Origin of the sequence: Sphingomonas sp. DBB INV C78 (genome assembly GCF_042693015.1) — a bacterium.
Lineage (GTDB): Bacteria > Pseudomonadota > Alphaproteobacteria > Sphingomonadales > Sphingomonadaceae > Sphingomonas_E.
Map to the genome: position 1 here is coordinate 738,010 of NZ_CP170544.1, position 24,950 is coordinate 762,959.

Annotated in this window: 16 protein-coding genes; 9 read left to right on the top strand and 7 right to left on the bottom strand. The window is 66.2% G+C overall.

Features of this window, described 5'->3' with window-relative positions; all coding sequences use genetic code 11:
* The first annotated feature begins 146 nt into the window (after positions 1-146).
* From ACFB49_RS03730 to ACFB49_RS03740, 3 genes are read left to right on the top strand one after another with little or no spacing between them, the layout of a single operon-like run.
* Positions 147-2,636, top strand: a complete 2,490-nt coding sequence (locus ACFB49_RS03730; protein WP_380876125.1) for a hypothetical protein — start codon at positions 147-149, stop codon at positions 2,634-2,636.
* Positions 2,636-4,483, top strand: coding sequence for a GMC family oxidoreductase (locus ACFB49_RS03735; protein WP_380876128.1), 1,848 nt, complete (start codon positions 2,636-2,638; stop codon positions 4,481-4,483). Before ACFB49_RS03730 ends, ACFB49_RS03735 begins: the two co-directional genes overlap by 1 nt.
* Positions 4,480-5,658: a catalase family protein gene (locus ACFB49_RS03740; RefSeq protein ID WP_380876131.1), complete on the top strand. Its 1,179-nt coding sequence runs from the start codon at positions 4,480-4,482 to the stop codon at positions 5,656-5,658. Before ACFB49_RS03735 ends, ACFB49_RS03740 begins: the two co-directional genes overlap by 4 nt.
* Here ACFB49_RS03740 and ACFB49_RS03745 read toward each other — a convergent pair.
* The 3 genes from ACFB49_RS03745 to ACFB49_RS03755 are packed head-to-tail and all read right to left on the bottom strand — an operon-like array spanning position 5,655 to position 8,782.
* Positions 5,655-7,064 (bottom strand): Dyp-type peroxidase, encoded by a 1,410-nt coding sequence (locus ACFB49_RS03745; RefSeq protein WP_380876134.1) that lies wholly within the window; start codon positions 7,062-7,064, stop codon positions 5,655-5,657. The two genes, ACFB49_RS03740 and ACFB49_RS03745, sit on opposite strands and share 4 nt — an antisense overlap.
* 2 nt (positions 7,065-7,066) lie before the next feature.
* Complete coding sequence (locus ACFB49_RS03750) at positions 7,067-8,323, bottom strand: hypothetical protein (RefSeq protein ID WP_380876136.1); 1,257 nt, start codon at positions 8,321-8,323, stop codon at positions 7,067-7,069.
* Positions 8,324-8,350: 27 nt separating this feature from the next.
* On the bottom strand, positions 8,351-8,782 hold the full coding sequence (locus tag ACFB49_RS03755; RefSeq protein ID WP_380876139.1) for a hypothetical protein: 432 nt from the start codon (positions 8,780-8,782) through the stop codon (positions 8,351-8,353).
* Between the two features lie 176 nt (positions 8,783-8,958).
* Here ACFB49_RS03755 and ACFB49_RS03760 point away from each other — a divergent pair, with 176 nt between their 5' ends.
* Positions 8,959-9,516: a hypothetical protein gene (locus ACFB49_RS03760; protein ID WP_380876142.1), complete on the top strand. Its 558-nt coding sequence runs from the start codon at positions 8,959-8,961 to the stop codon at positions 9,514-9,516.
* Between the two features lie 33 nt (positions 9,517-9,549).
* Here the strand turns inward: ACFB49_RS03760 and ACFB49_RS03765 are convergent, their stop codons facing one another.
* From ACFB49_RS03765 to ACFB49_RS03780, 4 genes are all read right to left on the bottom strand, one after another.
* A complete protein-coding gene (locus ACFB49_RS03765) occupies positions 9,550-10,512 on the bottom strand; it encodes an NAD(P)H-dependent flavin oxidoreductase (RefSeq protein ID WP_380879810.1) in 963 nt (320 codons plus the stop codon).
* A 157-nt stretch (positions 10,513-10,669) separates the two neighbouring features.
* Entirely contained in the window at positions 10,670-11,392 is a 723-nt protein-coding gene (locus ACFB49_RS03770; protein ID WP_380876144.1) for a glutathione binding-like protein, read from the bottom strand.
* A 59-nt stretch (positions 11,393-11,451) separates the two neighbouring features.
* Complete coding sequence (locus tag ACFB49_RS03775; protein WP_380876147.1) at positions 11,452-12,750, bottom strand: YceI family protein; 1,299 nt, start codon at positions 12,748-12,750, stop codon at positions 11,452-11,454.
* Positions 12,751-12,777: 27 nt separating this feature from the next.
* On the bottom strand, positions 12,778-14,403 hold the full coding sequence (locus ACFB49_RS03780; protein WP_380876149.1) for a class I adenylate-forming enzyme family protein: 1,626 nt from the start codon (positions 14,401-14,403) through the stop codon (positions 12,778-12,780).
* A 154-nt stretch (positions 14,404-14,557) separates the two neighbouring features.
* Between ACFB49_RS03780 and putA the strand changes: the two genes are divergently transcribed.
* From putA to cobA, 5 genes are all read left to right on the top strand, one after another.
* Entirely contained in the window at positions 14,558-18,430 is a 3,873-nt protein-coding gene (gene putA / locus ACFB49_RS03785; RefSeq protein WP_380876152.1) for a trifunctional transcriptional regulator/proline dehydrogenase/L-glutamate gamma-semialdehyde dehydrogenase, read from the top strand.
* Positions 18,431-18,672: 242 nt separating this feature from the next.
* A complete protein-coding gene (gene nirB, locus ACFB49_RS03790) occupies positions 18,673-21,186 on the top strand; it encodes a nitrite reductase large subunit NirB (protein WP_380876154.1) in 2,514 nt (837 codons plus the stop codon).
* 5 nt (positions 21,187-21,191) lie between these two features.
* Positions 21,192-21,533 carry a nitrite reductase small subunit NirD gene (nirD, locus tag ACFB49_RS03795; RefSeq protein ID WP_380879812.1) on the top strand — a complete coding sequence of 114 codons (342 nt, stop codon included), beginning with the start codon at positions 21,192-21,194 and terminating at the stop codon, positions 21,531-21,533.
* Entirely contained in the window at positions 21,533-24,130 is a 2,598-nt protein-coding gene (locus ACFB49_RS03800; protein WP_380876157.1) for a molybdopterin-dependent oxidoreductase, read from the top strand. Before nirD ends, ACFB49_RS03800 begins: the two co-directional genes overlap by 1 nt.
* Positions 24,123-24,908, top strand: coding sequence for a uroporphyrinogen-III C-methyltransferase (cobA, locus tag ACFB49_RS03805; RefSeq protein WP_380876159.1), 786 nt, complete (start codon positions 24,123-24,125; stop codon positions 24,906-24,908). The genes ACFB49_RS03800 and cobA overlap by 8 nt, the downstream gene beginning before the upstream one ends.
* Positions 24,909-24,950 lie beyond the last annotated feature (42 nt).

A 24,950-nucleotide genomic window follows, 5' to 3' on the forward strand; every position in this document is an offset into this window, starting at 1 on the left:
ACATTGGTCGACGTTACTCTATCTCTATCCACTTGACGATCCGCTGTTCTTCGCGGATGTTGTGCCTTCCAGGTTGGTGCGTCCCCGTGCGTCGCGAATAACCATGCCCCGCAGGACGGCTCGACCGAATGAGAGGGGGCAGGGCCGTGACTGGACCGATGCTGACTCGCCTGTCGTCGATTGCGGCGCTGCTGCTGATCCTGTCTGGATGCGGGGAAAAGGTTGAGGACGAGGCGGCCGTCGCCGGCCTCGACGAGAGCCATTTCCGCCACGCCGGCGAGGATTATTTCAAGGATATGGACGGCGCCATCGCGCTTTCGCCCGAGGAGGTGAAGGGGCGCAACATGTGGCTCGTCTGGTCCGGCGGGAACGATCGTTTCTGGGACTATATGACGAGGCCCACTTATGGCGGCTTCGACCTGCTCAAGATTATCGCGCCGATGCCGGCGGGCGGTGTCGCGCGGCGCGATGCCCGCTGGAAGGATCTGGGGCTGATCAACGAGCCCTGTTTCGGCGAACCCACCGGACCAGACCCCAAGCGGTTCGGCCTGTGGCTGGACGTGCGCGATCCGGCCTGTCCGGCCGATCCCTTTGCCGACGAGACGAAATATCCCGGCGTGAAGCTGGGTGCGCGCGGCGAGAAGCTGCCCGACGGGAGCGTGTTTCCCGTCGGTTCCTATTATGGCTGGCCGACGGGCATCGTCGGGCTGCGGCTGTTCACCAATCCCGAATTCAATGCGGACGCGGCGAAGAAGTGGGACGCGAAGCGCTTCTACACCGACCCCACCTATTACAATGATCCCAAGCTGGTGCGGCCCTATCGCGTCGGCATGTCCTGCGGTTTCTGCCATGTCGGGCCGAGCCCGGTGAACCCGCCGGCCGACCCCGCACGGCCGCAATGGGCCAATCTCAGCTCGACAGTGGGCGCCCAATATATGTGGGTCGACCGGCTGTTCTTCTGGCAGCCGAACGAGCGCAATTTCATGTATCAGTGGGTGAAGACGTTCCGGCCCGGGGCGATGGATACGTCGCTGGTTTCCACGGACAATATCAACAATCCGCGGACGATGAACGCGATCTACAGCCTGGGTGCCCGGCTGGAGATCGCCAAGCATACCGGCAAGGAAGTGCTGTCGGGCGGCGGCCTGAAGAACAAGCAGTTCAACGACTATTTCTCCGACGGGCCGATGACCGCCTTCTTCAAGGCGCCGGACACAAGCTTCACGCCGCGGGTGCTGAAGGACGGATCGGATTCGGTCGGCGCACTGGGCGCGCTCAACCGCGTCTATCTGAATATCGGCCTGTTCAGCGAGGAATGGCTGCGTCACTTCAACGCGGTCGCGGGCGGCAAGCCGATCTCGCCCATGGAGATTTCGGTCGCGCAGGCGCATTCGCCTTATTGGCGCGCGACCGAGGCCGGCACGCCGGCAACGGCCCTGTTCTTCCTGAAGGCAGGCCGGCCCGATCGGCTGGCCGACGCGCCGGGCGGCGCGGCACTGGTCGCGGCGCCGCCGGCGGTGCTGGAGCGGGGACGCCAGGTCTTTGCCGACACTTGCGCGCGCTGCCATTCGAGCAAGACGCCGATCCCACCGCCCGAGGTGAGCATCGCCGAGTGCAACGGACCAAATTATCTCGGCTGCTTCGGCCGCTGGTGGCGCTGGACGCAGACGACCAACTTCAAGGAACAGATGCGCGCGATCGTGGCGCAGCCGGATTTTCTGACCAACAATTATCTGTCGAGCGAGAAGCGCATTCCGCTGACCCTACTGCGCACCAACGCGTGCAGCCCGCTCGCTACCAACGCGCTGCGCGGCAATATCTGGGATAATTTCTCGTCCGAATCCTACAAGACACTGCCGAGTGTGGGCCATATTTCGCTGCGCGATCCGTTCACGGCGAAGCCGGTCTATTACCAGATGCCGGGTGGCGGACGGGGCTATACGCGGCCGCCGTCCTTGATCTCGGCCTGGTCGACCGCGCCGTTCCTGCTCAACAACAGCGTCGGCCTGTTCAATCAGGATCCGTCGGTGGCGGGCAGACTTGCAGCGTTCGACGACGCGATCCAGCAGATGCTGCTGCTGAAACCGCGCGAATTCGATCCCGAACTGGGCGCGGCCGTGGGCGGCGTGATCGATCGGACGACGCGGCGCAGTTACCTGTTCATTCCCAAGGGTTTCGTCCCCGATCTTCCGGGTAAGCTGGAAGGTGCCGAGGAAAGGGCGCTGAAATCGCTGATCAACGAGAATGGCGATATCGTCATCGGCCCGATCCCCAAGGGCATGCCGGTCAACCTGCTGGCGAATCTGAAACCGCTGGCGGAAAGCAAGGACCCGGCGGCGGTGGCGAAGCATTATGGCCAGCTCATCACGCTTCTCGCCAAGCTGAAGGCGTCGCTGATCAGAGTGCCGACGGGCGAGAGCGATTTGCGGCTGCGCGGCTATTTCGCCAATCTGCGCGAACCGTTGATGGCGCTGAACAAATGCCCCGATTTCGTGGTCAATCGCGGCCATTATTTTGGGACGGCGGAGTTCAACAATGTCGCGACGCTGACGCAGGAGGAGCGCGCCTGGGGACCAGAACCGGTGCTGAGCGACGATGACAAGCGTGCGTTGATCGCCTTCCTCAAGACCCTGTGATGGAGGATGGCGCGCCCTGCCGCGGGCCCATCATCTGCGATTATGTGGTGATCGGATCGGGGGCGGGCGGCGGCACGGTGGCAGCGCGGCTGGCCGAGGCGGGCATGGATGTGGTGGTGCTGGAAGCCGGCGGAGACCCACGCGGCGCAGGCGGCGAGCGCTTTCCTTGCGACTATGACATCCCCGCCTTCCATCCGTTCGCATCCGAAAATCCGGCGATGGCGTGGAATTATCGGGTCGAACATTATGCCGACGGGCAGAAGGCGGTGCGGGATACCAAGCGCGGGGAGCAAGGTTTGCTCTATCCGCGCGCGGGAACGCTGGGCGGCTGCACGGCCCATAACGCCATGATCCTTGTCGCGCCGCAGCCGTCCGACTGGGACGGGATTGCTGCGGCGACGGGCGACGCCGGCTGGTCGGCCGCGGCGATGGGGCATTATTGGCGCAAGCTGGAGGCGTGCCGGCATCGACCGGTGTGGAAATGGGTGGCGCGGTTCGGGATCGATCGCACCGGCCATGGCTGGGCCGGCTGGCTGCCGGTCGAGCGGGCTATCCCGCGGCGGGCCTTCTCCGATCGGGCGCTGATGCGGACGGTCAAATATGGCGCCTTTGTCTCGACCCGCGCGATCCGGCGGCAAGTGCTGCCTTTCCTGCGGCGGCTGATCGGGGCGGCCGACGCGAATGACCGGCGGACCAATGGCAGCGAGGGCATCTGTTATGTGCCGCTCGCGACCGACCGGCATTGCCGATACGGGACGCGCGACCGGCTGCTCGATGTGGCGGGGCGGACCAAGCTGAGCGTCGAACTCGATGCGCTGGCGACGGGGCTACGCTTCAATGCCGACGGGCGAGTCATCGGTGTCGATTATCTAAAGGGTGCGCGGCTTTACGGTGCGTCCTGCGATCCGTCTGCGAAGGAGGGCGCGGCATGCCATATCATCGCCCGGCACGAGGTGATCGTCGCGGGTGGTGCGTTCAACACACCGCAACTGCTGATGCTGTCGGGCATCGGCCCCGCCGAGGAATTGCGGCGCCATGACATAGCCGTGCGCGTGGATCTGCCTGGTGTCGGCCGCAATCTACAGGACCGTTACGAGGTGTGCGTGCTTTCCCGGATGGCGCGGCCGTGGGAGTCGCTGGCGGATGCCCGGTTCGCGGCGGACGATCCGGTGGCGGCGGCGTGGAGTAAACAGCGCAGCGGCATGTATATCTCTAACGGCGCGGCGCTGGCGGTGACGCGCAAGTCGGACCCGGCATTGCCCGAAGCGGACCTGTTCCTGATGGCGCTGATGGGCCATTTCGACGGCTATTATAGCGGCTATTCTCAGAAGCTTGCGCAGGTGAAGGATGTGCTGAGCTGGTCGATCCTGAAGGCGCGGACAGCCAATTGCGCGGGGCGGGTGACGCTGCGGTCGCGGAACCCATGCGATCCGCCCGAAATCTGCTTCCATTATTTCGAGGAAGGGACTGACGATAAAGGCGCCGATCTGCGCGCTGTGGTCGCCGGCGTGGAGGCGGCGCGGGCGGCGGTGGCGCCGCTGGCGGCCGAGGGCGTGGTCGTCGCGGAGATGGTGCCGGGCGCGGACGTCACCGGCCCAGCGCTGGAGCAATGGGTGCGCGACAATGCCTGGGGGCATCACGCAAGCTGCACCTGCGCGATGGGGCCGGTGGCAGAGGACGGCGTGCTCGACAGCCGGTTGCGCGTGCATGGCGTGCCGGGGCTCCGTGTGGTGGACGCGTCGATATTCCCGCGCATTCCAGGCTTCTTCATCGCCAGCGCCATCTACATGGCTGCGGAGAAAGCGGCCGACATGATCCTTGCCGATGCTGCGGAGGGTGGGACATGAAGCTGCGTTGGCTGCACCGCCTGCTCGAAAGCGGCCTCCATCTCGAGCGGCGCTTCGAACCCTTTTTCCGGCCGGCTGTGAACGCCGTGTTCCGCAAGCCGGTCGCGGCGATCGCGCAATGGGGGATCAATATCCAGCGGCGCGAGGAGGGGCTTGCGATCGCCGAGGAGCGGATCGACCCCGACGAGGAAGCGAGCCTGCAAGGGATGATCGACGCGATCCGCGTGCATCTGGAACAGGATTTCCCGCCGGGGGGCATGGAGCGGGGCGGCAACACCAAGACGCACGGCCTCGTCCGCGCGGAGTTGGTGGTTCATGACAATCTGCCGGAACATCTGCGCAAGGGCGTGTTCGCCGAACCGCGCAGCTTCAAGGCGTGGGTGCGCTTTTCCGGGCCGGGCCCGCATGTCGAACCCGATATCAACGATGTCGGCTTCGTCAGCATCAGCGTGAAGCTGATGGGGGTGGAAGGCCCCAAGCTGATGGACGAGGAGCGCTTCACCCAGGATTTCACCGCGGTCTGCACGCCGACCTTCGTGACGCCGACGACGCGCGAAAATGCCAAGCTGCAGGAATGGAGCCGGCAGCATCTGCCGATCTGGTATTTCCTCAACCCGCGCGATCCGCACTTGCTGGATTTCATCATGCAGGGGCTGTGGAACGAGACTCAGAGCAACCCGCTCGGTGCCTATTTCTATAGCTGCGTGCCCTATTTGCTGGGGGAGGGGCAGGCGATGAAATATGCGTTCCGGCCCAAGACCGAGGTCTATCGCAAGATCCACGGCCTGCCGTTCCGCCCGGCGGAAAACTACCTCCGCGACAATATGGTGCGGACGCTGAACGAGACCGATGTCGAGATCGAGATGGTGGTGCAGTTGCAGACCGATTCGCACCGGATGCCGATCGAACATGCCGGGGTGCTGTGGTCGGAGAAGCTATCCCCGCCGATCCCGGTCGCGACGATCAAGATACCGAAGCAGATTTTTGCCAGCGAGGCGCAGTTCGCTTTCTGCCGCAACCTGCGCTTCAACCCCTGGCACTGCATCGCCGAGCACCGCCCGCTCGGCAACCAGAGCCGCGCGCGGCGGCGGATGTATCATGATCTGGCGGTGTTCCGGCAACGGGTGAACGGCGTGGAGCATGTCGAGCCGACCGGGGATGAGGTGTTCGGTTAGCCCTGCTTTGCCCGCGCGATAAGCTTAAGCGCATTCAGCCCCGGCAGCAGGAAATAGCCGCCGCCGGTAACGGTGACGAAGCGGGGTAGACCCGCGAAGCGGGCGCAGGGGCCTTCGGCGTTGGGGCGGGTGAAGTGGTCGGTCGCGCCGCCGGCGGGGAGCGGTTCGCGGCTGCCGACAATCGGATCGGCTTCGTCCGCTAGGCCAGCGAACTTGGCGTTGGCGAGCCAGGCGCCCTGGACGAATTCGAACTGCCGGCCGAGGCTGGCATTGAGGCAGATGAAGTGCAGGCCCTGTTCGCCGCCCGGATCGCCATAGGCGCGGCCGCGGCGGAGGATGCGGTGGAAGCGGGTGGAGGCGATCGCGTCGTCGCGCGCGCTGCCCTTGAAACCGAGCGTGCCGAGCAAAGCGTTGATGATGCCGCGCCGCCCGCCGGGCAGATCGCCGGTGCGCGGGTTGGCGCGGCGGATATGGCCGCCAAACGGGCAGATATGGCCGTCGCCATCGCGATCATAAGTGAAGCCATTGAGCTGTTTCTGGTTGATGCCGGGCACGTCCACTTCCGGCAGGCCGTCGAGCGGGCGGCCGTCGATCCGCCGCCCGACCATAGCCTCGGCCAGCGCCTGCGATCCGGCCTCGCCCGCGGCCGCCTTCGTCCAGTTCCAGAAGCCGTCCACATCCTGCGCCAGGCTGCGCAGCACGAGATAGGTGCCGTTGAGGCCGAGATCGTCGTCGCCGAGGATCGGCCGATCGGGCACCAGCCCATATTCGTCGGGATAACCGAGCAGCACTTCGCCCGACGCGATGAAATTGGTGAAATCCTGATCCGCGCTGGTGCCGGGTTTGCGATTGCCTTCCCAATCGAGCGTGGGTTGCGAGACACCGTCGACGAAGCCGAACGGTTCGCGGCCCGGCGTGCCGCCGGTTTCGAGCGGAGTGACGATGGTGAAGCCGGGTGCGAGTGCGGCCTCCACTTCCGCACGAAAGGCGGGAAGATCGTCCTGTTCGGCATAGAGGGCGACGAGCAGATGGGGCTCGCCGGCAGCGCCCCAGCGCCAATGAGTGGGCGCGTTGGCGCCCTGATCCCCAAGGCGCTGCGAGCGGCCGGGATCACCCGTCATGCCTTGCAGATATTCCGGCGCGAAGCCATGGGCGGCATCCACATCGACGCCGAGCGCGGCGAGGCCGGAGGCGCTGATCGCGATCTGGATGATGCGGGCGACGTGGCCGCCATCGAGATCGGCGATGCTGGTGGGGCGTGTTGCACCGAGCCAGGCGCGGGCCGCCGCCTTGTCGGTGACATTGAGCAGCAGGAAGCATGCGCCGCCGAGCGGCCCGAAGCCGGAGCGGACCAGCGCCTGGATGTCGACGGTGTCGCGAACGGGGCCGGGTGTCGCCTTCAGCATGGCTAGATCTCCGCCAGCCAGCGCCGCGCGGCATCGGCATCGGCGAAGCCCTGCTCGAAGCCGTCGCGCAGCCGCGAGTTGCGGGCCAGATCGTGGGTGGTGAGGCCGGGATAGGCCTTGTACCAGACGTCCGTCGGCATCTGGTGGTGGCGCAGGAATGCCTTGAAATCCTGTTCGCGCCGCGCGCCGCCGATGATCAGCCAGTCCGTCTTGGGATAGCCGATGCCGTTGGAGAAGACGAGGTTGAGCCCGAACGCCACCTTGTTGATGAAATCGTCCATATAGGCTTCGAGGCTGCCGTCATAATTGCTGGCGAAGAACAGGCGGCTCTTGTCGTCGAGGAAGACCCAGCGGGCGAAATGGATGGTGCCGACGCGGGCGAGGCGGCCGCGCGTGTAGATGTGGTGCGTCGTCCAGTTGATCGCCCACAGGATGACGATCGTCAGCCAGCGACGGAAGCGGCCAGGCTTGATCGAGCCGATCGCGCTGAACGGATTCGTGACGTCATGATCCTCGTAGCGCGAGAGCATGGCGAGGCGATCGGGCGTGGGGCGCGGGCAGCGGATCGGATCGCGCTTCTCGCGCCGGCGCAGCTTTATCGCGATGAAGGGCGTGGCGAGGAGCAGTAGCGGCCAGAGCAATAGCACCGCCACGGGCAGACTGAGCAGATGGAGGAAATTGCGGACCCGCCAGCCGATCGGCGTGTGAGGCGCGCGGGTGAGGGTAGGGGCGCGGCGGCGGACGGCATCGCGCAACTCGCTCGCCACGGCCTGTGGGGGGGCCACGGGCATGTCGCCGATCTCTTGCTGGAGCATCGCGTGGAGGGCGGCTTCCTCGCGCACCTGGTGCACGGTGCGGCCCACCCAATTGATATAGGCGATGGCCGGGCGGATCCGGTGGCGGGCCATCCAGCCGCGGAGGTCGGCGGCGCCGTCAAAGCCTTCGCAATGCGTGAAGATGGCGCGAAGCCCGGTTTCCGCCTCCGCCGCCAGCCGATCGAGCAGCTTGTCCGCGGAGCCGTCGCAATAGCCGAGGAGGGCGAGAGATGGTCCAACATCGATCGCGTTGTCGGGATAGGCATCGCGATCGCCGAGCGTGGGATCGTCGAGCACCAGTAGCCGTGCGACATGGATCGTTTCGAACCGCACGAAGGGGATCAACGGATTTTGGGGATCGGCGAAGCCCGGCTGCTTCACCATCGTCGCCAGCAGGGCGCGGACAGGATCGGCGGCGCCGGCCTTGAGCGGCGCGACGATCATGAACTCGTCCTGCGGCGTCATGGCGCGTCAGAATTCGAGCGCGAAATCGATCAGCCGGGTCTTGTTCCAGTAAACCTTGCCCAGATAGAGCTTGGGTTCGATCATCCTGATCTCATCCCTGATCCACTGCGCGACGAGTGATGTCTCCGAATAATCGAGGACGATGCACTCCTTCTGATCGAGCCAGCTTGCATCCTTGTAGACCTTGGCGACGATCGCCTTGAGGCCGAAGGGCAGGATGTTGTTGCGCAGGAAACCATGTTCGCCATCGAACACCTTGCCTTGCCAGGCGAAGATGCTGACGAACTTGGCGATTTCGTCACTGAAGGACGTGCCCGGCGCGATGATTGCGGTGCCGCGCGCCTCGCCATCCGGGATCGGCCCGGCCTCATGCGCGGAAAACAGGTCGTCGAGTTGCTTCTGCTCCATCTTGAGCAGATCGGCCACGGTTATCGCCATCATGCACTCCTTGGGTGGAAGGATGCGATCGACCCGTTTTCGCTTGTAGGGGCCGAGGTTACGCCTGTTTGCGCTTCGCCGCAATTGCCGCCGCGTGGGCGCGTGTCGCGGCGTTCCACCTGTGCTAGAATGGCGGCAGCATCATGCTTGCAGGACCGGTATCGGAAGGCGCGTGGATGGCGGAGGATCGAGGCGCACACACGACCCAGATCATCGTGGCGGTCATCGGCCTGGTCGGCGCGATCGCCGCGGCGCTGTTCGGCAACTGGGACAAGGTGATCGGCAGGCAGGGCGGCACGACGCCCAGCGAGGCGGCGACAGCCGCGCAGGTGGCGACGGTGCCCCCACCGACGCAATCGGCCGAGCAACTCGGCAAGGCGCAGGAACGGGCGCTCGACGCCAGCACGGCGGCGCTCGATGACATCGCCAGCCAGATCGACGGCGCGAACCAGGCGCGGCAGGAGGTGACTGATGTTTCCGGCCGCTGGCGCGATACCGACGGCTATGACTATGCCGTCCAGCAGCAGGGGGCGGAGATCACCTATGTCCAGTCGAAGGACGGCGTGGTGATCGGTGGCGGACAGGGCCGCATCGAAGGCCGCAAGCTGCGCTATACCTTCGTCAGCGAGAAAGAGCGCGGCAATTGCGAGGGCGATCTGCTGCCCGATAGCCGGACGATCGCGGGCGAATGCAGTACCGGGAATTATTCCTGGGCGTTCCGGGCGAAGCGGTAGGCCCTCGGCGCTCATTCGCCGGGGTGGGTGAGGCTATCGAAACTTCGCGTCCAACTCCGCCTTGGCAGCGGCATATTCCGCCTTCAGCCTGGCGATCCGCTCGCCCGCCGGCAGGATCTCGTGGACCGCGCCGATTCCCTGGCCGCAGCCCCAGATGTCGCGCCAGGCCTTGGCGGTGATCGACGCGCCGAAATCCATCGACTTGATATCGCCCTTGGGCAGATTCTCGGGGTCGAGCCCCGCCGCAAGGATCGATCCGCGCAGATAATTGCCGTGAACCCCCGTGAAGAGATCCGAATAGACGATGTCGTCCGCCCGCCCCGCGACGATTGCTTCCTTGTATGCGTCAGTCGCGACGCCCTCGGTCGATGCGATGAAGGCCGATCCGATATAAGCGAGATCCGCGCCCATCGCCTGCGCCGCCAGGATCGCGCGGCCGCTGGCGATCGCGCCCGAAAGGATCAGCGGGCCGGCGAACCAGTCGCGGATTTCCTGGATCAGCGCGAAGGGCGAAAGCCGCCCGGCATGGCCGCCCGCGCCCGAAGCGACCGCGATCAGCCCGTCCGCACCCTTTTCCACGGCCTTCCGCGCAAAGCGATCGTCGATGATGTCATGCAGCGTGATGCCGCCCCAGCCATGCACCGCATGGTTCAGATCCTCACGAGCGCCGAGTGAGGTGATGACGATCGGCACCTTCCACTTGGCGCAGGTTGCGACATCCTCTTCTAGCCGCGCGTTGGATTTGTGGACGATCTGGTTGACCGCGAACGGTGCCGACGGGCTTTCGGGATGGTCCCGGTCCCACGCCGCCAGTTCCTCGGTGATGCGGTGGAGCCATTCGTCCAGCTCGCTCTGCGGCCGCGCGTTGAGCGCCGGGAAGGAACCGACGATCCCCGCCTTGCACTGTGCGATCACAAGATCGACGCCGGAGACGATGAACATGGGCGATGCGATGGCCGGCAGCGAGAGCCGATCGAAGATGGCGGGCAGGGTCATGCCCTGTTTCTTACCGCAACCGGCCTTCTCGTCCAGTGGAGTGCGGTTCATCTTGCGGCCCGATCGCCGCATGATCGCGCTGGCGAAAGTCGGGCCGGGGCGGGAGCGAGGCTGATCCGTAACGGCAACCTCGACCCGCCCGCGCCCGGAATTTTTTTTAGGCTTTGGCCGCTGCCGGCGCGCCCTGGTCCAGCGACGCCGCTGTCTGGCCGAACAGGATTCGCCTCTGCTCCTCGGTCTGGATGCCGGAGGACTGGAACTGCTCCGCCAGCGCATAGGCTTTAACCGTCGCCGGCCGCGCCGCGATCGCCTCGAACCAGCGTTTCAGGTGCGGAAAGTCGTTCAGATCCTGCTTTTGCGCTTCGTGCATGACGGTCCAGGGATAGGCCGCCATGTCGGCGATAGAATAGTCGCCGGCCACGAATTCGCGGTCGGCGAGGCGCTTGTTCAGCACGCCATAGAGCCGGTTGGTTTCCTTCACATAGCGGTCGATCGCATAGGGGATCGTCTCGGGCGCATAGCGGCTGAAATGATGGTTCTGGCCGGCCATCGGCCCTAGGCCGCCCATCTGCCAGAACAGCCATTGCAGCACTTCGACGCGGCCATGCACGTCGCCGGGAATGAACCTGCCCGTCTTCTCCGCGAGATAGAGCAGAATCGCGCCGGATTCGAAGATCGAGACGGGCGCGCTGCCGTCGGCCGGCTCATGGTCGACGATCGCCGGCATGCGGTTGTTGGGCGCGATTTTCAGGAAGTCTGGATCGAACTGCTCGCCCTTGCCGATATTCACCGGCACGATGCGATAGGGCAGGCCCGTCTCTTCGAGGAAAAGGGTGATCTTGTGGCCGTTGGGGGTGGGCCAGTAATGCAGGTCGATCATGCTATCCGCTCCCGAAGCTTTGGAGTGCGGCACATTGGGTGCGGGGCCGCCGCCGGCAACTAATCCTTTCGTATAGCGGCGAAACGGAAGTCGATCGTGACGCGGCCGGCGATGCGATCGGTCGCCTGCCATTCGCCGGTGCCAACACCGAAATCATTGCGTTCGATCGCCCCGCTGCCCGTCACGTCGGCGCGGTCGCCATTGATCTTGAGCGTGAAGTCGATCACTGCCGGCCGGCTGACGCCCTTCAGGGTCAGCGTGCCCGAAGCGCGGTAACGGCCGGGGCCGCGTGCCGTCACCTTGGTCGATCGGAAGGTCGCCCGCGCATGCTCCGTCACCGCGAAGAAATCGCCGCCCTTCAGCGTCTCGTCGCGCGACGCGTCCTCGGTGTCGGCCGATGCCATGTCGATCGACACGCGGATGTCGGACTTGTCGAGCGCTTCGGGGTCGAAGCGGATATCGGCGTCCCACCGCTTGAAGGTGCCGAAGACCGGCGATCCGGTGAAGCTCGCGGTAAAGCCCAGATGGCCGCCGGACGAAACCCTCCACTCGGCCGCCTTCACATCCTTTTCTTCCTCGGCGGCCGCAGTGGCGTTGTCGGCCGTCTCGGTGACATTCGCCTCCACCGCCGTCTCGGCAGGTTCAGCCGCCAGCGGTGCCTCGATCGCCGCCGGCGCCGCTGCGGGCGTGGCGGTCGCGGGGGGCGATCCGGTCACCGGCACGAACCAGGCGAAGGCCATGGCCAGCCACAGGATGAAAAGCGCGGTCCCATAAATGAACAGGCTGCCGAAAAAGCCGAACCGCGTTTGCGGGCCGACCGGCAGCATCCGTTCGATCATCCGCTGTTTCAGCAGCCATTGATGGCGCAGCGCGCCGCCGACATGGAGCACGAACAGGCTGATGGCGATCCAGACGAGTGCGCTGTGCGTGGCTTCCGCCGCCTCGTGGATGTTGCCGCGCATCGCCCCGTCCAGCCCCGGAATATGCGGCCAGGGCACCACGCCATAGAGCAGGGTCGGCACCTGGATCTTGGATGTGGAGACCAGCACCCAGCCCGAAAGCGGCGCCAGGATCATGAAGGCGTAGAGCAGGAAATGGACCGCCCCCGCCGCCGTTTTCGCCCACCCCTTATCCGCTTCCGCCGGGGGGCGCGGTTTCCAGAACCGCACGCCCACCCGCGCCAGGCTGAGCAGCAGGATGGTGATGCCCACCGACTTGTGGAGCTGGAAGGCGTGGAACTGCCCCGTCGCCGCGGTCAGCGTCTCCAGCCGCCAGCCAAGGATGATCTGGAAGGCGATCGCAAGCGCAATCGCCCAGTGCAGCGCGATCGCCGCGCGAGAATAGCGGGCCGGTCCCATGCACTTAGGGCTAACGCCCAAATCGCCTCATGTCGATGCCGTGGCTTCCTGTGCCTCCACTTCGCGGATCACGTTGCGCTGGATCTTGCCCGTCGCGGTCTTGGGCAGTTCGTCGGCGATGCGGATGGACCGCGGCACCTTATAGGCGGCAAGCTGCTCGCGGCAGTGCGCGATCAGGCCGGCCTCGTCCGCCGTCGCGCCCACGCGCAGCGAGACATGCGCGATCACCGTCTCGCCCCGATAAACGCAGGGCGCGCCGACGACCGCCGCCTCGCGCACTGCCGGATGGGCGTGCAGCGCATCCTCCACCTCGCGCGGCCAGACCTTGAAGCCGGAGGCGATGATGCAGTCCTTCTTGCGATCGACGAGATAGAACCAGCCATCCGCATCCATGAAGCCGACATCGCCCGATCGCATCCAGCCTTCATGCAGCGTCGCGGCGGTTTCGTCGGGCTTCTGCCAGTAACCGGTCATCACCTGCGGCCCGCGCATCCAGATTTCGCCGACTTCGCCCACCGGCACGGGGTTGCCGGCCTCGTCCGCCACCATCGCCTCGGTGCCGATATAGGGGATGCCGACCGAAAAGGCGCCGCTCGCGGCGTCGACCGGAACCGCGCGCCCCGGCGGGCAGCTATGCGTCACCGATGCCGTCTCGGTCATGCCATAAGCGGCGTAGAGCTTGTGGCCGATGCGTTCGGCGATCGTCTCGCGCAGTGCCGGCGCGATCGGCGCCCCGCCCGAATCCACGCGGTGGAAGCTCGCAAAATCGGCCGACGTCACGTCGGGCAGGCTGGCGAGCGCGTTGAAGGCGGTGATCGCGCCCACCGTCCAGGTCGGCCGCTCGCAGCGGATCACGTCGATCGTCAAAGCGGGATCGAAGCGCCCGAACAGGATCATCGTCGATCGCCGAACGATCGCCAGCGTCAGTTGCGCGGCGAAACCGGTGATGTGGAAGAAGGGGGCGATGCACAGCAGGCGGCTGTCGCCGTCGGCCTCGAACCAGGTGCCCATCGCCTCGCTGTTCCATGCCAGGCTGGCGTGCGTGATCATCGCCGCCTTGGGTGCGCCGGTGGTGCCCGACGTGTAAAGCATCAGCCCGAGATCATCCGGGGAAATGGCAACAGCCGGCAGCGCCGCGCCACCCTCGGCAATCGCGGCCTCGATCGTTCCGCCCGTCCCGCGAGTGGGCGTCGTCAGCACCGGCCGGTCGTCACCGACGATCGCCAGCGCCTCGCGCACCGTCGCTTCATGATCGTCATGGCAGATGAGCAGGGTGGGCCGGCTGTCGGCGAACTGGCGCGCGATCTCGGCTGCGCGATACATCGGATTGCCGGGGACGGGGATGGCGCCCAGCTTCCAGGCGGCGACGGCCGCGATCGCGAAGGCCGGCACATTCTGCAGGATGATGGCGACGCGGTCGCCCTGCGCCACACCACGGTCGCGCGCCCAGGCCGCCAGCTTCTCGCTGCTGGCGTCGAGATCGGCCCAACTGATTGTCCAGCCTTCGTAACGGATCGCCGGTCGGTTTCCCGCCGCGGCAACCGTCGCGCGGAACGCCGTCAGCATGTCGGGAAAGCTTGCCTTCAGATCATGCGGTTGCCCGTCGGCGAACAGCTTCAGCCACGGCTTTGCCGCATATGGATTCGTGGTCATCCCCTACTCCGTTGTATTTTGCCGCAGCATCGCGCGTGCGAGTCGCGGCGACAATATTCAAATGGACGGGGAACCGGCTGCGGGCGGGGGTTTCACCGTCTAAATCGTTGTGCTACTTTCAAGGTGAAACCAGATAGTGAAATAGGTGCAACCCATGGCGGACTCGACGATCGGTGTGAAGGTGAGCGAGGATCTTCGCCAGCGATTGAAGGATGCCGCTGGGGAGATTGGGCGCACGCCGCACTGGCTCGCCAAGAAATCGCTGATCGGCGCGATCGAGGCGATCGAGCGGGGCGATCGGTCGATCGCCGATGAAAGCCTGATCGTCGATGATGGCGAGGTTCATTTCACGCCGAATGCCGAAGCGCCGCCCGCACCCTTCATCCATTTTGCCCAGAATGTGCAGCCGCAAGGTGCGCTGCGTGCCCGCATCACCTCCGCTTATCGCCTGCCCGAACGCGAATGCCTGCCCTATCTGCTTGCCGAAGCGACGCTGACGCCGGAGCAGAAGAAGGTGGCGGATGCCACCGCCGCCCAGCTCGTCACCGCGCTCCGCGAAAAGGGGCAGGGCGGCGGCGTCGAAGGGCTGATCCAGGAATATTCGCTGTCCAGCCAGGAAGGCGTGGCGCTGATGTGCCTGGCCGAGGCTTTGCTCCGTATCCCCGATCGCGCCACCCGCGATGCGCTGATCCGCGACAAGATTTCGACCGGTGATTGGCAATCGCATGTCGGCCGCAGCCCGTCCTTGTTCGTCAATGCCGCCACCTGGGGTCTGGTCGTCACCGGCAAGCTCACCTCCACCGCCAGCGAAAAGAGCCTGTCCTCGGCGCTCACCAAGCTGATCGGCCGCGGCGGCGAGCCGGTGATCCGCAAGGGCGTCGACATGGCGATGCGGATGATGGGCGAACAGTTCGTCACCGGCCAAGATATCGGGGAAGCGCTCGCCAACGCCCGCACGATGGAGGCCAAGGGCTTCCGTTATTCCTATGACATGCTGGGCGAAGCCGCGACCACCGCGACTGATGCTGCGCGTTATTATGCGGATTATGAACGCGCCATCCACGCGATCGGCAAGGCCTCCGGCGGTCGTGGCATCTACGAAGGCCCCGGCATCTCGGTGAAGCTGTCGGCGCTCCACCCGCGTTATGCGCGCGCCCAGCATGAGCGGATGGTGGCGGAACTCTTCCCCAAGCTGAAGGCGCTGGTCATCCTCGCCCGCAGCTATGACATCGCCGTCAATATCGACGCGGAGGAGGCCGATCGCCTCGAAATCTCGCTCGACCTGCTCGAAGGGCTGTGTGCCGCGCCGGAGCTCAAGGGCTGGAACGGCATCGGCTTCGTCATCCAGGCTTATTCCAAGCGCTGTCCCTATGTGATCGATCATGTCATCGATCTGGCGCGCCGTACCGGCCACCGGCTGATGATCCGTCTGGTCAAGGGCGCCTATTGGGATAGCGAGATCAAGCGCGCCCAGGTGGACGGGCTGGAGGACTTCCCGGTCTTCACCCGCAAGATTCACACCGACGTGTCATACCTCGCCTGCGCGCGCAAGCTGCTGGCGGCGCCCGACGCGGTCTTCCCGCAATTCGCGACGCACAATGCCCGCACGCTGGCGAGCGTCATGGCGATGGCCGGCGGCAATTATTATGCCGGCCAGTACGAATTCCAGTGCCTGCACGGCATGGGCGAACCGCTCTATGAAGAGGTCGTCGGGTCGGCCAAGCTGGGCCGTCCGTGCCGCATCTATGCGCCTGTCGGCACGCATGAGACCTTGCTGGCTTATCTCGTCCGCCGCCTGCTCGAAAACGGCGCCAACAGTTCCTTCGTCAACCAGATCGGCAATGCGGATATTCCGATCGAGAGCCTGATCGCCGATCCGGTCGATGCCGCGCGCAAGATCGAGCCGCTCGGCTCCTCGCACCCGGCGATCCGGTCGCCCCGCGATCTTTACGGCGCGTCGCGGCCCAATTCGGCCGGGCTCGATCTCGCCAACGAACAGCGCCTCGCCTCGCTGTCGGCTGCGTTGCTGACGAGTGCGGCGATCGGCTGGCGGGCCGAACCCGCGGACGCCGGCGGCATCGAGCGCCCGGTCTACAACCCCGCCGACCAGCGCGATGTGGTCGGCACCGTCTGGGACTGCACGCCCGTCATGGTCGAGGCGAGCCTCGCCCGCGCCGCCCGTGAACAGGCGGTATGGGGCGCGACCCCGGCGGCGGAGCGTTCCGCCTGCCTGCGCCGCGCGGCGGACCTGATGGAGGCGCGGATGCCCGTGCTCCTCGGCCTCATCGTCCGCGAAGCCGGCAAGTCGCTGCCCAACGCCATTTCCGAGGTCCGCGAAGCGGTCGATTTCCTGCGTTATTATGCCGATGCCGCGCAGAATTACGCGTCGGACACGCATCGCCCGCTCGGTCCCGTTGCCTGCATCAGCCCGTGGAATTTCCCGCTCGCCATCTTCACCGGCCAGGTCGCTGCGGCGCTGGCCGCCGGCAACACCGTGCTCGCCAAGCCGGCCGAGGAAACTCCGCTGATCGCTGCCGAAGCCGTGCGCCTGCTGCATGAAGCCGGCGTTCCTGCCGATGCGCTCCAACTCGTCACCGGTGCTGGCGAGGTCGGCGGCCTCCTCACCGGCGATGCCCGCGTGCGCGGCGTCGTCTTCACGGGATCGACCGAGGTGGCCCGCATCATCCAGCGCACCGTCGCCAAGCGGGTGACGCCGGAAGGCCATGCGATCCCGCTGATCGCCGAAACCGGCGGCATGAACGCGATGATCGTCGACAGCTCCGCGCTTGCCGAACAGGTGGTGGGCGATGTCATCGCCTCGGCCTTCGACAGCGCCGGCCAGCGCTGCTCGGCGCTGCGCATCCTCTGCATTCAGGACGATGTTGCGGATCGCACGCTGGAAATGCTGTGGGGCGCGATGAACGAGCTCAGCGTCGGCAATCCCGATCGTCTCTCGGTCGATGTCGGCCCCGTCATCACCGCCGAAGCGCGCGAGCGGATCGCCAGCCATATCGAGGCGATGGCCGCCAAGGGCCACAATGTCCGCGCGCTCCCCATGCCCGATGAGGCGCGCCACGGCACCTTCGTCCCGCCGACGATGATCGAGATCGACGCGATCTCCGATGTCGAACAGGAGGTGTTCGGCCCCGTCCTCCATGTGCTGCGTTATGCGCGGGAGGATCGCGAGGCGGTGATCGATGCGGTCAACGCTACCGGCTACGGGCTCACCTTCGGCATCCACTCGCGCATCGACGAAACGATCGCGCGCCTGTCCGATCGCAGCCATGCCGGCAACGTCTATGTGAACCGCAACATCATCGGCGCGGTCGTCGGCGTGCAGCCGTTCGGCGGGCAGGGGCTTTCGGGCACCGGCCCCAAGGCTGGCGGTCCGCTCTATGTGCCACGGCTGCTGGCCGTGCGCCCGTCGGAGGACAAGCCGGCGCTGGTTGCCGATGCGGCCCAGCTCGCGCCCTTCCACACCTATGTCGATTGGCTGCGCGATGCGGGCCATGGCGAGGCTTTGTTCGCCTGCAAGGGCCAGGCGGTCGGCATTCCCCTGGGTGCGGTGTCCGAACTGCCGGGGCCAGTGGGTGAACGCAACCTCTACCGGCTGGAGCCGCGCGGGCGCGTCGCCCTGCTGGCGTCGTCGACCACCGGCCTGCTGATCCAGCTCGGCGCCGTGTTCGCCACCGGCAATGACGCCGTGGTCGAGGCCGGCCATCCCGCGCTGCCGGTGCTGGACGGGTTGCCGCCCCCACTTGCCAAGCGCGTCCACCGCAGCGCCTCCTGGGCGACCGAGCCCGATCTCGGCGGCGTATTGTTCGAAGGCGACGCCGACGCGTTGATCGCGGTCAATGCAGCCGTGGCCGAACGCGAAGGCCGTATCGTCATCGTTCAGGGCGCGACGGCCGCGGACCTCTTCTCCAGCCGATCGGGCTACAATCTCGATCTGCTGCTGGAAGAGAAAGTGATCAGCACCAACACCGCGGCCGCGGGCGGCAATGCGACGTTGATGGCGATCGGCTGAGCAGGACTCAAGAACAGGGAATTTTCCGCAGTGCACAAAACACACTTGCAGATGCGTGGAGAATCACGCATCTTTTGATCCAGCGGGCAAGGATGTCCGCGCAAAATAGGCCCGGAACCCCATAGACGGGGATCAGGGTAGCGGCCGGCCCAACACCGGCAGCGCCAAGAGGCAAAGCCGCCTTCGACCACCCCATCCGGGGCAGGTTGAAGGCGGCTTTTTTCGTGTTCGGAGATGGGGCGATGGAGTTTACGGGCAAGCTGGAACAGGCGGACGAAGGGGCAGCCGTCCCCGCCGCGACGCCGCGCAAGCCGCATCTGGTGGTGATCGGCAACGGCATGGCCGGGTGCCGCGCGGTGGAGGAGGTGCTGGCGCGTGATGCCAGCCGTTTCCGCATCACCATCTTCGGCGCGGAACCGCGGGTGAATTACAACCGCATCATGCTTTCGCCGCTGCTGGCGGGCGAGAAGAGCTTCGACGACATCGTCATCAATGACGAGGCCTGGTATGCCGGCAACGGCATCGAGCTGGTCGCCGGCGATGCAGTAACGGCGATCGACCGGCAGGCGAAGACGGTGACGAGCGCGTCGGGCCGCACCATCGCCTATGACAAATTGCTGATCGCCACGGGTTCCGATCCGTTCGTGATTCCGGTGCCGGGCAAGGATTTGCCGGGCGTCGTCACCTTCCGCGACATGGATGATGTCGGCACCATGCTGCGCGCGGCCGAGAATGGCGGCCATGCCGTCGTCATCGGCGGCGGCCTGCTGGGGCTGGAAGCGGCGCACGGGCTGACGCTCCGTGGCATGGGCGTGACGGTGATCCATCTTATGTCGACGTTGATGGAACGTCAGCTCGACGAGGCGGCGGGCTGGCTGCTGAAGAATGCGCTGGAGGCGCGTGGCCAGACGATCCTGACCGGCGCGGACACGGCCGAAATCTATGGCGACGGCAAGGTCGAGGGCGTGCGGCTGAAGGACGGACGCGAGATCCCGGCGAGCCTGGTGGTGATGGCGGTGGGTATCCGCCCCAACACGCGGCTGGCGCAGGCGTCGGGCCTTGCGGTGGGACGCGGCATCCAGGTCGACGATCATATGGTGACGTCTGACGCGGACGTGCTGGCGGTGGGCGAATGCGTCGAGCATCGCGGGCTTTGCTACGGTCTGGTCGCACCTTTGTGGGAGATGTGCCGGGCGCTCGCCGATGGGCTGACGACCGGGCCGACCGGCTATGAGGGGTCGGTTACCTCCACCAAGCTCAAGGTTTCGGGCATCGACGTCTTTTCCGCCGGCGACTTTTCCGGCGGTGACGGCGCAGAAGATATCGTGATGCGCGATGCGGCGCGCGGCCAGTATCGCCGCGTGATCGTGAAGGACGACCGCGTGGTCGGTGCGGTGCTCTATGGCGATACCGCCGACGGCAACTGGTATTTCGACCTGATGAAGAAAAGCGAGGATGTTTCCGGCATCCGCGACAATCTGATCTTCGGCCAGGCCTTCGCCCAAGGAGGGGGCGCGACGGACCCTAAGGCGGCCGTTGCGGCGCTTTCCGACGATGCGGAAATCTGCGGCTGCAACGGCGTGTCCAAGGGGCAGGTGGTCGCCTGCATCGAAAAGGGGGCGTGCAGCCTCGATGCCGTGCGTGCCGGCTGCAAGGCATCGGCAAGCTGCGGCTCCTGCACCGGGCTGGTCGAGAATCTGCTCGCGGTCACGCTGGGCGACGCGGTGCAGGCCGGGCCGAAGACGATGTGCAAATGCACCAGCTTCACCCATGACGATGTCCGCCGCGAGATCGTGGCGCAGGCGATGAAGTCGATCCCCGAGGTGATGCAGCGGCTGAGTTGGTCGACCCCGGACGGCTGCTCGTCCTGCCGGCCCGCGCTCAATTATTATCTGCTGTGCGCATGGCCCGGCGATTATGTCGATGACCAGCAGAGCCGTTTCGTCAATGAACGGATGCACGCCAACATCCAGAAGGACGGCACTTATTCGGTCGTGCCGCGGATGTGGGGCGGGCTCACCAACCCTCGCGAACTGCGCGCGATCGCCGATGTCGTCGAGAAATTCAACGCGCCGATGGTGAAGGTGACGGGCGGCCAGCGGCTCGACATCTTTGGGATCAAGAAGGAAGATCTGCCCGCGGTGTGGGCCGATCTCAACGCGGCGGGCATGGTTTCGGGCCATGCCTATGGCAAGTCGCTGCGCACGGTGAAGACCTGTGTGGGCTCCGAATGGTGTCGTTTCGGCACGCAGGATTCGACCGGGCTGGGTGTCCAGATCGAGCGGATGACCTGGGGCTCGTGGATGCCGCACAAGTTCAAGATCGCCGTTTCGGGATGCCCGCGAAACTGCGCGGAAGCGACGATCAAGGACTTCGGCGTGGTGTGCGTCGACAGTGGTTATGAGCTCCACGTCGGCGGCAATGGCGGCATCAAGGTTCGCGCCACGGACCTGCTCTGCAAGGTCGAGACCGAGCAGCAGGCGATGGATTATTGCGCCGCCTTCATCCAGCTCTACCGCGAGGAAGCGCGCTATCTGGAGCGGACCGCGCCGTGGATCGAGCGGGTGGGCGTGGAATATATCCGCGAGCGGATCGCGGAGGACGACGTTCGCCGCGAGGCGCTGACCGCGCGGTTCCTGTTCTCGCAAAGCTTTTGCCAGAAGGACCCGTGGGCCGAGCGCGCCGAGGGTGCGGACCGGCAGTTGCACGCGCATCTCGGCGAAGTGCGGCCCCTTGCAATGATGGCAGCGGAGTGATGCCCATGTTCACCGGAGACTGGCTCGACATCGGGCCGATCGATCAGATTCCCCTGCGTGGATCGCGCACCGTTCCCGTCGCGGGCGGGCCCGAGATCGCGGTGTTCCGCACCGGCGACGATCAGGTGTTCGCGCTCGTCAATCGCTGCCCGCATAAACACGGGCCGCTCAGCCAGGGCATCATCCACGGCCATTCGGTAAGCTGCCCGCTGCATAATTGGGCGATCTCGCTCAAGACCGGCGAGGCGCAGGGCGAGGACAAGGGCTGCACGCCGACGGTGCCGGTGAAGGTGGATGCGGGCCGCGTGCTGATCTGCCGCGCCTCGACGCTGGCGCAGGCGGCGTAGTGGCAGCGACCCGCACCACCTGCGCTTATTGCGGCGTCGGCTGCGGCATCCTCGCGACGCGCACCGGCGAGCGATCGGTCGAGATCCGCGGCGACGGCGATCATCCTGCCAATCGCGGCAAGCTCTGTTCGAAGGGGACGCATCTCGGCGAGACGGTGGGATTGGAGGGACGGTTGCTCCACCCGATGATCGGGGCGAAGCGCGCGAACTGGGACAAGGCGCTCGATCTTGTCGCCAGACGCTTTCGCGACACGATCGCGCGGCACGGGCCGGACAGCGTCGCCTTCTACGTCTCGGGCCAGTTGCTGACCGAGGATTATTACGTCGCCAACAAGCTGATGAAGGGGTTCATCGGCTCGGGCAATATCGACACCAATTCAAGGCTGTGCATGTCGAGCGCGGTTGCCGGCCATATCCGCGCGTTCGGCGAGGATGTGGTGCCGGCGAGCTATGACGATCTCGACCAGGCCGACCTGATCGTGCTCGTCGGATCGAACGCCGCCTGGTGCCACCCGATCGTCTATCAGCGCATCCAGGCGGCGCGGGCGGCGCGGGGCACGAAGCTGGTCGTCATCGATCCGCGCCGCACCGAGACGTGCGAGGATGCCGACCTGCATCTGCCGCTGCGGCCCGGCAGCGACGTCGCGCTGATGAACGGGCTGCTGACGCATTGCCGGCGCGAGGGGGTGATCGACGAGGCCTTCGTCGATGCGAGCGTGGCGATGCCGGAGGATTTCTGGAGCCAGCTCGACACGGGCTCGGACCTCTGGTCGGTGGCGAAGACCTGCGACCTTCCGGCGGCCGATGTGCAGCGCTTTTTCGATCTGTTTGCGCACAATCCGCGCACGGTCACGCTGTTCAGCCAAGGGATAAACCAGTCGATCCGCGGCACCGATCAGGTGAATGCGATCGTCAACGTCCACCTCGCCACGGGCCGGATCGGCAAGCCGGGCGCGGCGCCTTTCTCGATCACCGGCCAGCCCAATGCGATGGGCGGGCGAGAGGTGGGTGGGCTTGCCTCGACATTGGCGGCGCATATGGATTTCGCGGACGAGAATGTCGCGCGCGTTGGCCGGTTCTGGGCGGCGGAGCGGATGGCGACGAAGCCGGGCCTGAAGGCGGTCGATCTGTTTCGCGCGGTCGAGGAGGGGCGGATCAAGGCGCTGTGGATCATGGCGACCAACCCCGCCGTCTCGCTGCCCGATGCGGGCCGCGTGCGCGATGCGCTGGCGAAAATCCCGTTCCTTGTCGTCTCCGACGTGATCGAACAGACCGACAGCTCGGTCGACGCCCATGTCCGCCTGCCGGCCGCGGCGTGGGGCGAGAAGGACGGCACGGTCACCAATTCGGATCGCACGATCAGCCGCCAGCGCGGTTTCCTGCCGCTGCCGGGCGAAGCGAAGCCCGACTGGTGGATCGTCAAGGAAGTGGGCCGGCGCATGGGATGGCCCACCGCCTTTGCCTTTGATCGCCCGGCGGACATCTGGCGCGAACATGCGCGCCTTTCGGCCTATCAGAATGACGGAGCGCGGCTGTTCGACCTGCGCGCGCACGCCGCAATCGGCAATGACGCCTATGATGCGATGGCGCCGTTCCGCTGGGGCGGCGAAGCCTTTGCCGACGGCCGTTTCCCGACGCCGGAGGGCCGCGCCCGGCTGGTGCCGGTGAAGCAGATGCCGCTCGCCGATCCGCTGCGCGACTGGCCTTTGACGCTCAACACCGGGCGTTACCGTGACCAGTGGCACACGATGACGCGAACCGGACTGTCGCCAAAGCTTGCCCGCCATCGCGAGGAACCTTTGGTCGAGGTCCATCCGGCGGATGCGGGCACGATCGGGCTGGCGGACGGCGCGATCGCGAGGGTGGCGACGCCGCAGGGGGAGAGCCTGTTCCGCGTGACGATCAGCGAGGGCCAGCGACGCGGCGAGATATTCACGCCGATCCACTGGACCGACCAGCAATCGACCGGCGGCCGCACGGGACGGCTCGCCCGGGCGCTGGTCGATCCGCATTCGGGCCAGCCCGGTTTCAAGTCGACCCCGGCGCGGATCGAGCCCGTCGCACTCGACTGGCGCGGTTTCCTGATCGTGCGGGGCGAGGCGGAAGCCCAGCCGGCGGCACTGTGGGCGACGCGCGTAACGGTGGCCGGCGGCGCGCTGTGGGAATTGGGCGGGCAGGGCGATCCCTCTAGTGTCGAGCGTTGCCTGCCAAAAGGTGAGCGGATCGAGGCGTCCGATCCAGCGCGCGGCACGCGGCGCGTTGCCGTGCTGCGCGATGGCCGGCTGGTCGCGGTGCTGTTCTTGACGCGATCGGGGGAACTGCCGTCCCGCGACTGGCTGATCGGCCAGCTCGATCAGCCGCAGGGGCCGGCGGTGCTCGCCGGCCGCGCGCCGGGTGCGCAGGCGGATCGGGGCGCGATCGTCTGCGTCTGTTTCGATGTCGGCATGAAGACGATCGTGTCGGCCATCGCGGCGCAGGATCTGGTGGATGTCGGCGCAGTCGGGGCGGCACTCGGCGCGGGCACCAATTGCGGCTCGTGCCGCCCCGCAATCGCACGCCTGATCGCCGAAACTCGTAAGGAGGCCGCACATGGCTGAGGAATTCGCGCCGGGAACGGTCTGGCTGGTGGGCGCGGGGCCGGGCGATCCCGATCTGCTGACGCGCAAGGCCGAGCGGCTGATCGCGAGCGCCGACATCGTCTTCTACGACGCACTGGTTGGACCGGGCATCATCGATCTGATCCCGGCGGGCGTGGAGCAGGTGAGCGTCGGCAAGCGATCGGGCCGCCATTCCAAGGCGCAGGAGACGATCAACGATTTGCTGCTCGCGGCCGCGCAGGCGGGCAAGAGAGTGGTGCGGCTGAAGGGCGGCGATCCCTCGGTGTTCGGCCGCTCGACCGAGGAGATCGAGCATCTGGAAGCGCATGGCATGACGGTGCGCATCTGCCCCGGCGTGACGGCGGCGAGCGCGGCAGCGGCCAGCGGGCTCGCCTCGCTCACGCTGCGCGGCATGGCGCGGCGGCTGACGCTTGTGACGGCCCACGCGCGCGCCGGGGAAGCACTCGATCTCGACTGGCAGGCGCTGGCCGCACCCGATGCGACCCTGGCCGTCTATATGGGCCGGGCGGCGGCGGGCGAGATTGCCGGCCGATTGATCGCGGCGGGACGGGCTGCCGATACGCCGGTGATGGTCGCGGTCGATGTGTCGCTGCCCAGCGAGCGGCTGATCCGCGGGCGGCTGGATGCGCTCGCCTTTCTGGTGGAGACGGTGAGCGACGATGATCCCACCTTGCTGCTGATAGGCGAGGCGGTGGGGCGCGGCGATCTCGCCACGATCATACGGGAGACGGCGGCGGAGCCTGCTTCACTGGTCTGAGTTGCGACCTCCGCCCGGCAAAAGCCTCGCGACATTCTATCG

Coding starts and splice junctions, on each gene's coding strand:
- ACFB49_RS03775 (WP_380876147.1), bottom strand. CDS start 12,750: ATGGGACCGGCCCGCTATTCTCGCGCGGCGATCGCGCTGCACTGGGCG.
- ACFB49_RS03750 (WP_380876136.1), bottom strand. CDS start 8,323: ATGATCGTCGCGCCGCTCAAGGCCGGCGCCGCCGATCCTGTCCGCGCC.
- ACFB49_RS03770 (WP_380876144.1), bottom strand. CDS start 11,392: ATGATCGACCTGCATTACTGGCCCACCCCCAACGGCCACAAGATCACC.
- ACFB49_RS03740 (WP_380876131.1), top strand. CDS start 4,480: ATGAAGCTGCGTTGGCTGCACCGCCTGCTCGAAAGCGGCCTCCATCTC.
- ACFB49_RS03755 (WP_380876139.1), bottom strand. CDS start 8,782: ATGGCGATAACCGTGGCCGATCTGCTCAAGATGGAGCAGAAGCAACTC.
- nirB (WP_380876154.1), top strand. CDS start 18,673: ATGGAGTTTACGGGCAAGCTGGAACAGGCGGACGAAGGGGCAGCCGTC.
- ACFB49_RS03735 (WP_380876128.1), top strand. CDS start 2,636: ATGGAGGATGGCGCGCCCTGCCGCGGGCCCATCATCTGCGATTATGTG.
- ACFB49_RS03780 (WP_380876149.1), bottom strand. CDS start 14,403: ATGACCACGAATCCATATGCGGCAAAGCCGTGGCTGAAGCTGTTCGCC.
- ACFB49_RS03765 (WP_380879810.1), bottom strand. CDS start 10,512: ATGACCCTGCCCGCCATCTTCGATCGGCTCTCGCTGCCGGCCATCGCA.
- putA (WP_380876152.1), top strand. CDS start 14,558: ATGGCGGACTCGACGATCGGTGTGAAGGTGAGCGAGGATCTTCGCCAG.
- nirD (WP_380879812.1), top strand. CDS start 21,192: ATGTTCACCGGAGACTGGCTCGACATCGGGCCGATCGATCAGATTCCC.
- ACFB49_RS03745 (WP_380876134.1), bottom strand. CDS start 7,064: ATGCTGAAGGCGACACCCGGCCCCGTTCGCGACACCGTCGACATCCAG.
- ACFB49_RS03760 (WP_380876142.1), top strand. CDS start 8,959: ATGGCGGAGGATCGAGGCGCACACACGACCCAGATCATCGTGGCGGTC.
- cobA (WP_380876159.1), top strand. CDS start 24,123: ATGGCTGAGGAATTCGCGCCGGGAACGGTCTGGCTGGTGGGCGCGGGG.